The following is a 9,717-nucleotide window of genomic DNA, read 5'->3' on the forward strand; positions in this document are numbered from 1 at the left end:
CAGCCGTGTAACTTCTGTTTGTTCGTTTTGTCATTTAACACCTCAATAATTGGATTATATTCCATTATTAAAGTGTCCTGTTTGATTAAAGCAGATCAGTTATCTGAACGACCGGTATACGATCAGATAGCTAGTCTACAACGGAGGCTCCTCTAACGTCTGCTATTCGCTCAAAGCGGTCTCAGAAATCGCTTGTCTATATTGCGTTGCACCATCAGATTTATAGCGATGAATTCTTTTTAGCTTAGGCTGGTCGTGGTTACTGAATAGGAGAAAACCATGATTATTGGGTATCAAGTTTTTGAATCATCTGGCCATATCTGGGAACAATATCAGGAGAATTCGGTGTTGAGTGAGGGCCTGGCACTCAAAGTTCATGGGATTGCCAAACAGAGCGAACCCGGGAAGGATTTTTATATCAAGGCTGTACTTCAAGATGAGGTGTCTGATCCTCACTTTTTGCCGAATAGTGATACACCAATTAATTCAGAGAGCGAATTGGGCGCATTGGCCTCAGAGTTCGATGGCGAGGTGATGCTATCTAATCCAACCGATATAGCAACGATGCCGGCAATAGCCGCTGCTCGGCGTCTTACTCAACGCTCTCATTCTACACATACCATAATTGTTCCCGATAATGTTGAGTCTATTTGGTCTGGGGATGGCGCTGGTGAGTGGCTACCGGCCTTGGTATATATCCCTAATATGGAAATTAATCAGCAAGAATTGTGATGTTCGTGAATAATGGGGCAAATGAAAGACTGCCCCGTTATCGAAGGTCCACTAAGGTTGCTATATCAGTTAAAGAGCCAATATATATTTTCCGCTCCTGTTCAGAAAATTGTTTCTCATTACAAATGACAAAGCGATATTCTTGTTGATATTGAAATTTATAGTCTTTGCAAAAAGGCAGATGCTCGCTCTCGATAAGGGTTTTTCCATCAAAATACGGATCGATGTACCTCACGCTCCCTCGCTTTAGTAAGGTATGGTTCGATTGGAATTGCTTTGTGCACACTCGCAATCGGTTATAAAACTCATCTGGTTCATGAATTATGACGACTGCTTCAGCATTCCAATCTGCGATCATTCTATAATTGATGGCATCAGTGAAACAAAGCGTTAAAAAGTCTGGTGACGACACTGTGTATTTGAAACATTTAGCCCCCGATATTTCCGCCTGTTCCTTTTCGCTCAAATAATGAATGAACTGTAGTTGAAGTTCGTCGTCTTTCACAGATAGGTTATCAGAGTGCTTATAGTTTGAAGCACTTTGAAAGAATATGCCGCCGTCTTGGTGAAGCTCATGCATGAATTGGTAGCTACCGAACCGGAACAACTTGTTATCACAATTTTCCTTGAGACAACGATGTATTTTCTGGGCTTTGTATTTCACCGTTTCACTTGGCGCCAACATCGCCGTTGTAGCCTTATCTAGGGGGTATTTAGCTTGGAAATAACCTATTCCCCCTGGGCGAAGTGACATCTCCGCGAGCACATGGCTCAATCTTGCATGCGGATTTAGATCCTCGTTACGAGGTACTACCATACTGACGCTATCAAGCTCGAACGTGTTGTTTAGTAATTGCCATTGACGTTCTGCAAGTTGCTTGTCTGGCACTCCAGACAGATATCTCTTCTTTCGTGAAAGGTAAATCCCTATCACGTCCATCAATGAATTATTGTGTATCAATTCGATGTCCAACTAACGTTTGATGGTGAAGTCTCTCATGCCCAGAGGGCGGCTGTCTCTGCGCTTGATGACGGGTTCTTCTTCAATCAGAGTAAGTAGCCTCTCATGATTGGGATCAGACTTAAACTTGTCGTCATTAATATAACTGTCCAGTTCAGCTTGGGTCGAAAATCGCTCATAATCACAATTATCGCACCTCACATATAGCTCATCTAAATACAGCACGCCGGCATCAGAACAATTCGGACATGCACTGCCAATTTTTGGCATTCTTATCTCCAGCCACGATGGTTCAGATGTTTTCCTCAACAGACTTGCTTGAATGACTGGCTTTCTTAGATTCCATTGCCTCGATTACTCTGACCAAATTTTGATGGCCGGCTGAGCAATAGCTGGCCAGGTATTCTTTCCCTTCAATAATTTTTATTTCAGAGAGACCGATAGGCTGCCTACAGATTCTCCGTGAGGCTGGGAATTTATGTGTACAGATTTGTACTTTTTTCATCTTAGCGCTGCTTCTAGCATAAAAGTATGACCCAACAGTTGCTAAAGTACTGACGCCAGTCATTACTGCCAAAACCGTTTCTACCGGACTGACGCCGGCTGCAACCCATGCTGTTCTTCGAGACCCTGGAGGGGTTACCTCTAATTCCACTCCAGCATATTGACGTTTGGTTAAAGTGCTAAATGAATTGGTTTTATCTTGAATCGAGTTTTTGGGATTTCTAAATGCCTTACGTCGACCGGCTCGATTTATGGCCAACGTTTCATCAAGTGGAAGAAATCCATCTTTTATTTTATACATTTTCAGTTACCATCCCTTAACTTCCCACGTTAATTAACCTTATAAGAATAAATTCTTAGGGTCCAATAAATATCCAACTGTGACAAAAGACGAGAACGATTTACCCGAAGAAAATTGCCAGGTCGTGCTGTATAGCAAATCGCCTACAGCAAGGCTGGACGCGGTATTCAGCAATGGCGTTTTTAAAATTATAGGGCACTGGGCCATAAAAGAATTAAGGCCTGAAGATGTGGAAATATGGGACTACAAAGGACAGGTTGATTAAAAGTTTAGTAATATAAAAGCACTTCAGAAGCAGGACGTCTGGCTTTAGAGGATATCGTCCTGCTCACTTTGAAACGAATTACACGTTTCGCGCTCTTGTATGTGGCCTTTAGTGTTTTGCAATAATGGTTGGACACAAGCACATGGCTAAAATGCGGCCTAATTGAGCTGGAGAGTCTATCAATCTCCATATGTCTTTCTGTTTTAAAGCCTTCAGCTGTATATTGTGTGAAAGTTTGTCCTTGCCCATCTAACGGCAAGTACGGTGGATCTAAATAGCACGACTTCACTCCTGAATACTGAGGTAATTTCATTGTGACCTGTTGGATAAAGTCGACAAAGTCCAATGAGTAAAATTCAGCACTAGCAAACTTTTCTGCGAAATACGTGATTTCAGCAATGGGGAAATACGGATTTTTATAACGTCCCATAGGGGTGTTGAACTCGCCTTTCGCATTGAACCTGAGTAGCCCATTAAAGCAATGCTTTGATAGGTAAAGTAACAATATTGCCCTTTCTTCTCTATCGGAGCTGGCATTGAAATGATTTCGTATTTGATAGTAAAAATCGTGCGTGTTAGTTGATTGCGTAAATAACCGACTAGCTTCTCTAATAACAGAGACATGATCGCGCTGAACCATTCGATAAAGACTCACCAAATCCGCATTGGCATCGTTCAGGCAATAATGTTGATAGTCTGTATTCAATGACAGTGAACATCCTCCACAAAATGCTTCGACTAGCAAACTGCCTTTAGCCGGTACATGCTTTAATAATCGGTCCATCATCAGCAATTTGGAACCTGGATATTTAATAAATGAACGGGCCTTCGCTGTTTTCATATATTTCTTACTTTAACGATGTAGTGACTGCTTTATCTTCTAAAACAGCAAGGCCGATGACGGCAACGATTATTAGTAAATAGTCAGATATTGGAAATATCGATTGTGTTAATGCTAAAGACAGTAGCCAAAGAAACATCTTCAGCGACAGTGCATAGTAATTCACCTTTTTCATTTGAACTAAATGCCTTTGAAAGACGTTTGGTGTGACTGGCTATATTGCTTTTCTACGAGCCGCAGCCTTAGAGCAAGGATTTCTACTAGCAACTCAGCATCAGTGAGCGCATCGACGGGATCCCTGCTCTTCGAGGCTTCTATTTGTTGTCTCAACCAGTTAGAGGTGCTTGGTTCGTGAATTAACATTTCTTCATCTATGGTGCTCATTGTGTTGTGGCTCCTGTCAATAATGTACGATCACATTAGCACTCATTTTTTCTCTTCAAGGCGTTAGGCAATGAAAAATAGATGGGTCTAATCAATTCTTGGCAAAGATGGATTCGGCAAAGAATCTTTCCTTTCCGCACACGCTGAGCCCGGTTTGTAGCCGCAATTCCAAAACACTTGATAGTGAATACATCTTCACTATCGAGATGAGCCGATGTCTTGCCAGCAATTAACGTTTTTTGACTTTAATGGGGAAAACAAACTCGCTGCAGAATCAATTGAAGAGCGAGAAGCGATTGTTCGTCACCATGCCAAACAGGGGGCTTTATTCTTTGTAAGCACCAGTGGCGGCTCTGATTCGTGTGCTATGGCTATACTCATTCAATCTCTGGTACCAGCATCTCAAATTATCTATGTGCATGCTCACCTTGGTGAGGTTGAGCATCCGGGGATCATCGAACATATTAAGCGCTTCAAGCCTAAGTCAATTCCACTCTACATTGTTGAATGTGAGACTAAGAACTTTGTAGACATGGTTTTGGAGAGAATGATGTGGCCTTCACCGAGGTATCGGAATTGTACCTCTACGCTGAAGACCGGCCCTATCGATAAGCTTATACGCAAGGTTTGTGCTGAAAGAAAAATCAGAATTGCCTACAACTGTATTGGGCTGCGTTCGGCTGAGAGTGTTCCCCGCAGTAAGCGCAGCCCTCTTTTTATCAACTCTCGGTTAACACTCAAGAGTGGTAAGCGCGTGGTTTATGATTTTTTACCCATTTTCCATTACTCAAAACAAGAGACATTTGAAGCAATCTATCAGAACAACGAAGTACCCTTTCACGTCTATGAAACGGCCTACGAAAACGGCCAGGTAATAAGGCGAGAGGGGGGAAACGATAGAGTGTCGTGTCAATTTTGCATTATGAGCAATATAAATGACCTCCAGTGTGGCGCAAGGCGCTACCCGGACTCTTACGCGCAAATGGTAGCGCTTGAGAAGGTGACTGGGCACACCATGGCTTTCAAAACTGTCAAAAAAGAAGTGGTGAAAGTTTCCTTAGAAGAAAAGACGGGCATAAAAGCTGACGAGTTAGCGGTGCAACGTTGGGTGAATAAGCTCAGAGCGAGGAAATGTGAAATTGAAGATGCCAAGCTGCAATCAATGCAAGAAAAGGCGAAACAACAAACATTGATCCCGGTGACGAGTGTGAATGGTGACAACCAAACTATTGCCATGCCTTTCTGAGGCCACTTTGTGGCCCGTTTCTTCTATTGGAATACGGTGTTTGTATTTAAGGAACTTCACTATGTTTGATTTTGCGCAAGACTCGATGATGCCTGAATCTACTCAATCGTGGTTGACAGCAATTAACGGTCACTCATTAATGGAAAATGGCACTATGACATCGCTTATAAAGGCTAATGGCCAATGCGTTGAGAGAGTCACACGAATAGGTGAACAGGCCGATTTCTACCGCAACCTGAATTCCCCAGGCTTTTATTCATGCAAACAGCGAAAAGGGGCAAACCGGGGCAAAGTATCTGGTTATGCAAATATCTTCGTAGTTTCAAACCCTTCTTTTGTCGTGTCACTTGCAGGGCGTAGACGAACACTCAGAGAGCGAAAACGATGCGTACATGCCTATGTCAGGGGTAATGTTTTAGGAGCATTTAACGGCTCCTTAGACCTCAGCAAGCTTAAGCGCGTTTACACGGTAACTTATCAGCCTTTCGTAAGGGATGTCTTCTTTGAACGAAATGTTGGGATTAAAGTGCATGAGTTGCCCCAATCCCCCGTTGCATTGCTTTTTGGCGCGAACGTATATTTGGTTCCTGAATGAGCTACCTCAACTCAATGTCAGCGTCCGGGGGTATATGAAACGTTTTTCCGCAGTCTTCACAGTCGACGGTTTCGTTTCTAGGGTCGCCGATGAATCCGTCTTGTTGGGAGTGGCAATACGGGCAGTCCACACGAACTTCACTTGCAATCATCATTGTTTGGGTTTTCATCTGGCAACCCGCCCCATCAAGTAAATTGAATTTATTAAGCCAATTAAAGAAGCCATCGCCAGCGCGATCAGCAGTGGTCCAAGTTCAAGTGAAAGCAACTGTTTGACTGGTTCTTCAGCCAACATGATATAGCAACCAAACCCAATAAGCGCAGCAAGACAGATTGCAAATTGCAGCATGGCTGTCATGTCGAAAGATGGCTGATTCCGGCGTTCCATATGAATTCCTACTTGGATGATTTCTCATAGGTTAAATCAGCAATATTGGGGGGTTGGCAAATAGAGGGGGAAAATACCATCGGTCCAACCAAAAATCCCAATTTGTTGCCAGGTTTGCGTCATGGATGAAACTATCAGCATCAACCACCGAGGATAACTTCAATGGGAATGCAAGCAGAGCTTTTTAATGATGCACCGGCTAATGACGTGCCGACAAAGTCCACTTTACAGTTAGTCAAAGAACTTAAAGACGCTGGGGAAGACTATGAATTTTATCCCACCACCGAAGAGCAATTAAAAGCGGTCTCCGGGCATATACGACAGTTATTTGCTACGTATGAAGTTACCAATCGATACGACGATCCAATAAGAATCCTCGACATCGGCGCCGGCGACGGTCGTTGTCTATCTGCACTAGCCAGCACTATTGCAGAGATTGATTCACGAAAAGTGGTTAAACGGTTTGCCATCGAAAAAGCGACGACACAGATAAAACAATATGCGTCAAAAGAAATAGTCTTGATAGGTACCGATTTCTGGGAAACGAATTTTATTTCAAAAAGCACCGATTTTGGCTTTACTAATCCCCCATTCTCGGAATTCTCTGCTTGGATCCAAACTATCTTGGGTCAGCTTAACTTTAAAGCCCTTTATGCTGTACTACCGCGGCGTTGGCGCAAGGACAAGGCTATTAAAGATGTCATCAAACGGCGCGATATCACTAATGTAGAAATTATCGCAGAATCAGATTTTATCGGTGCAGATAGAGCCGCGAGAGCACCTGTTGACCTGGTGTGTTTTTATTTTGGAGAACTGGATCAAGCTCGCATAGAGAAGAAAAAATTAATCCGCGAAGGCTACAAGCCAAAGCTCGGCGTCAGCGGGAATTGCAGTTTCCAGCTGTTCATCGAGGGTGAACTAGGCTTGGTTAAAACACACTCAGAAACCACCGATAAATTCAATGAATTTGTGGAGAAGGAGCGGATCCGGGCTGAAATGGCCAAACAAGGCACACGAAGCTATGAACTGGTAAAATCTGAGGGGGTTCTTGCCGCATTACTCGATCACTACGAACAAGACATGCAGCAAATACTCGAGCAGTACAAAGCTATCAGCAAGATCGACTCATCGTTATTGGCTGAATTAGGCGTAAAATATGACGCTATCCGAGAGTCTGTAAAGAATAAGCTTTTTGGTATGAGAAATATTTACTGGGACTTACTATTTACGCATTTAACCCCAATCTCCAGCCGGCTTACTACAAAATTCAAAAACCAGCTTTTAACGACGTTAAGTAGCAATGCGCTTGATTTTACGTTGAAGAACGCGCTTTACATTGTTGATTTCTCGATAAATTATGCGAACAACCTGGTCGAAGATAGTCTGATTTCTGTCTTTCGTGACCTGAGCTGTGAAAGTTCAATAAAGCGTTATTACAGTTCGAATGAACGGATGTATAACGATCGGTGGCGGCACAACAATACCGATGACTATAAACAATGTAAGATTACGCTTGATTACCGTTTTATTTATAGCTCATGGGGGAACTTTGGTACTTATGACTGGCAGCGTGGACTGAATGAAAGCGCCCGGGACTTTACCAATGATTTACTTGTGGTCATGAAATTGCTTGGCTATGGCAACTTGTTCTTAACTGAAGACATTTCAAAAATGACCGCAGGGGATAAATTAGCCATTCGGGGCACTGGTCCTGATGGCAAGGAATTGGACTTGGTACAAATTAGGTATTACGGGAACGGTAACCGCCACATAAAAATGAATACTGAAGCCATGGCACGATTCAACATAACAATATCACGATTGCTCGGTTGGGTTCGCAATCGCGCAGAATATCAGAAAGAAACAGGCTGTGCGAAAGTGGATACCAGGGTGTGGGATACAAAAGACCATATCTACATCCAGCCGAATGCTGTGAAATTGCTAAACTAGCAAAAAGACATTGTTATTAAAAGGGGGCATAAAGCCCCCTTTAGTTCCGTTCTAGCCCTCAATTAATCTTTCGAGCTAAGTTGCTTCACTGATACTGCAATCGATAACAGTAGAGCGATAACAGTTAATATTAAAATAACTATTTCAACCATTCGAACGTCCTCCTTTGGTGGGAGGGAGTATGGCCAGTCATCTGCTTCCTTCACAGTTATCTCGTCAGACCGGTACTTACCGTCTAAAGGTATGCGTACTCCCAGTAAGTTTAGGAAGCAGCCATTGTTGTCCAAGCAACGGCCCGAGATAAATTAGGTAAAAAAAGAGGTTTAATATGCCTAATAACTCACATCAAAGTACGCCTTCAGAGCACTGTTATTATATACATGCATTATGAATTTGATAAGAGGGGATTTGATATTATCTTATAGATGTTCTATATTTAAGTTGTCTAAAGGTATGCGTACTCCAATACGCAAACAAATCAGCCCGTCGTCCAAACGGGCTTTTTTGTGTCTGCAATCAGACCAATCATCTAACTCATTCCCTAGCTATAGCAAATGCCCATTCATTAAGTGACGTACCGATCTGTTCAAAATCTCTAACAAGGTTTTCACTGTCAGTTAAGTCAATAAGCTCTTTTAAAATCACCCAAGAGAAAACACCAACCTTTTGCATCAAATGGCGTACTTCTTCATCACTCAAGTTAGGCGTAATTATGTTGCCCTGGCCAACCTGTCTCCCTGCGTTTTGGATGCCTCCATGGGTAAAACTGTGCATGAATGGGCGCATGTCTTCCCACATTCGGGAAAGAAGAGGAGGTTGACGGATACTGGACTCGACTTCCTGGATCAAAGTCCATGCACTTTTCCACTCATCTTTTTGAATAGATTTATCGATTTGTGCATCTGTCGCGCATCTGTGTAGCCACATTGCACGAAACGTCGTTTCAAATAATGGGCGTAGTAAGGCGTAAGCGGATGCGAAATTGCGTTTTTGTGCAAGCATCTGAATGGCATCGCAGTGATTCAAACTAACAAACAACATCGAAGAAACAAGTATTGTTCGAGTTGTCGGCGGCGCAGAGCATAACTCTGTTAACGGCCAAATTCTTTCCAGATGTTCCCTCGCTTTAAAAATGCATTCCATTATGGACTCACTAAATTTCTTATCTGACGTATTGGACTTCAAAATTCTCAACAGAATGAAGCTTTAGAAATTTCGCCAAATTATCCAAGCGCCATGTCCGCAGTTCATTAGTACGCCCGTGACGCATAACGTATGCTGTTTTAGTATCAGCGTTAATTGCAAAAACAAAAAACTTAAGTTCATCATCTTTACTTTCCTGAGCGATGACTCTGGTGATCGCCTTATCGGTGAGTCGCTCAGCAAATGCACCTTCTTTTAAATACAATAAACTATTCATAATTAACAATATGCCATAATGTTTTTCACATAATGGGGTTCTAGGGATTTTCCCCTCTAAAAAGACATAATCCTCTGTAGACCACACCAATAAATGGCTGCGGAGGTGGTTTACTTTCAGCTTGGAGCCTA

General features: G+C 42.7%; 14 protein-coding genes. 5 read left to right on the plus strand and 9 right to left on the minus strand.

Features of this window, described 5'->3' with window-relative positions:
* Positions 1-279 precede the first annotated feature (279 nt).
* A complete protein-coding gene (locus MHN09_RS20330) occupies positions 280-732 on the plus strand; it encodes a hypothetical protein (protein WP_191867338.1) in 453 nt (150 codons plus the stop codon).
* 37 nt (positions 733-769) lie between these two features.
* Here the strand turns inward: MHN09_RS20330 and MHN09_RS20335 are convergent, their stop codons facing one another.
* From MHN09_RS20335 to MHN09_RS20345, 3 genes are read right to left on the minus strand one after another with little or no spacing between them, the layout of a single operon-like run.
* On the minus strand, positions 770-1,693 hold the full coding sequence (locus MHN09_RS20335; protein WP_187447674.1) for a hypothetical protein: 924 nt from the start codon (positions 1,691-1,693) through the stop codon (positions 770-772).
* Positions 1,694-1,705: 12 nt separating this feature from the next.
* On the minus strand, positions 1,706-2,002 hold the full coding sequence (locus MHN09_RS20340; RefSeq protein WP_208806326.1) for a hypothetical protein: 297 nt from the start codon (positions 2,000-2,002) through the stop codon (positions 1,706-1,708).
* The gene (locus MHN09_RS20345) at positions 1,986-2,498 is read right to left on the minus strand and encodes a hypothetical protein (protein ID WP_187447676.1); all 513 of its coding nucleotides are present in this window, start codon (positions 2,496-2,498) and stop codon (positions 1,986-1,988) included. Before MHN09_RS20345 ends, MHN09_RS20340 begins: the two co-directional genes overlap by 17 nt.
* Before the next feature lie 79 nt (positions 2,499-2,577).
* Between MHN09_RS20345 and MHN09_RS20350 the strand changes: the two genes are divergently transcribed.
* On the plus strand, positions 2,578-2,763 hold the full coding sequence (locus MHN09_RS20350) for a hypothetical protein (RefSeq protein WP_187447677.1): 186 nt from the start codon (positions 2,578-2,580) through the stop codon (positions 2,761-2,763).
* A gap of 4 nt (positions 2,764-2,767) precedes the next feature.
* Here the strand turns inward: MHN09_RS20350 and MHN09_RS20355 are convergent, their stop codons facing one another.
* Together MHN09_RS20355 and MHN09_RS20360 are read right to left on the minus strand one after the other, a co-directional pair.
* Positions 2,768-3,604, minus strand: a complete 837-nt coding sequence (locus MHN09_RS20355) for a Dam family site-specific DNA-(adenine-N6)-methyltransferase (RefSeq protein WP_187447678.1) — start codon at positions 3,602-3,604, stop codon at positions 2,768-2,770.
* Positions 3,605-3,784: 180 nt separating this feature from the next.
* Positions 3,785-3,988 (minus strand): hypothetical protein, encoded by a 204-nt coding sequence (locus tag MHN09_RS20360; RefSeq protein ID WP_187447680.1) that lies wholly within the window; start codon positions 3,986-3,988, stop codon positions 3,785-3,787.
* 214 nt (positions 3,989-4,202) lie between these two features.
* On the opposite strand from MHN09_RS20360, the gene MHN09_RS20365 reads away from it, so the two are divergent.
* Together MHN09_RS20365 and MHN09_RS20370 are read left to right on the plus strand one after the other, a co-directional pair.
* Positions 4,203-5,234, plus strand: a complete 1,032-nt coding sequence (locus MHN09_RS20365; RefSeq protein WP_187447681.1) for a phosphoadenosine phosphosulfate reductase family protein — start codon at positions 4,203-4,205, stop codon at positions 5,232-5,234.
* Positions 5,235-5,295: 61 nt separating this feature from the next.
* On the plus strand, positions 5,296-5,829 hold the full coding sequence (locus MHN09_RS20370; RefSeq protein WP_187447682.1) for a hypothetical protein: 534 nt from the start codon (positions 5,296-5,298) through the stop codon (positions 5,827-5,829).
* Between the two features lies 1 nt (position 5,830).
* On the opposite strand, the gene MHN09_RS20375 is transcribed toward MHN09_RS20370, so the two are convergent.
* Together MHN09_RS20375 and MHN09_RS20380 are read right to left on the minus strand one after the other, a co-directional pair.
* The gene (locus tag MHN09_RS20375; protein ID WP_187447683.1) at positions 5,831-5,998 is read right to left on the minus strand and encodes a hypothetical protein; all 168 of its coding nucleotides are present in this window, start codon (positions 5,996-5,998) and stop codon (positions 5,831-5,833) included.
* The gene (locus tag MHN09_RS20380; RefSeq protein ID WP_187447684.1) at positions 5,995-6,216 is read right to left on the minus strand and encodes a hypothetical protein; all 222 of its coding nucleotides are present in this window, start codon (positions 6,214-6,216) and stop codon (positions 5,995-5,997) included. Before MHN09_RS20380 ends, MHN09_RS20375 begins: the two co-directional genes overlap by 4 nt.
* 162 nt (positions 6,217-6,378) lie before the next feature.
* Here MHN09_RS20380 and MHN09_RS20385 point away from each other — a divergent pair, with 162 nt between their 5' ends.
* A complete protein-coding gene (locus MHN09_RS20385; protein WP_187447685.1) occupies positions 6,379-8,166 on the plus strand; it encodes a DUF4942 domain-containing protein in 1,788 nt (595 codons plus the stop codon).
* A 534-nt stretch (positions 8,167-8,700) separates the two neighbouring features.
* Here the strand turns inward: MHN09_RS20385 and MHN09_RS20390 are convergent.
* Together MHN09_RS20390 and MHN09_RS20395 are read right to left on the minus strand one after the other, a co-directional pair.
* Complete coding sequence (locus MHN09_RS20390) at positions 8,701-9,309, minus strand: DUF5677 domain-containing protein (RefSeq protein ID WP_222936700.1); 609 nt, start codon at positions 9,307-9,309, stop codon at positions 8,701-8,703.
* A 19-nt stretch (positions 9,310-9,328) separates the two neighbouring features.
* Positions 9,329-9,717: hypothetical protein (locus MHN09_RS20395; protein WP_239220370.1), on the minus strand; the 389-nt coding region annotated here is incomplete at its 5' end.

The organism is Alteromonas sp. MmMcT2-5 (assembly GCF_022348315.1).
Lineage (GTDB): Bacteria > Pseudomonadota > Gammaproteobacteria > Enterobacterales > Alteromonadaceae > Alteromonas > Alteromonas macleodii.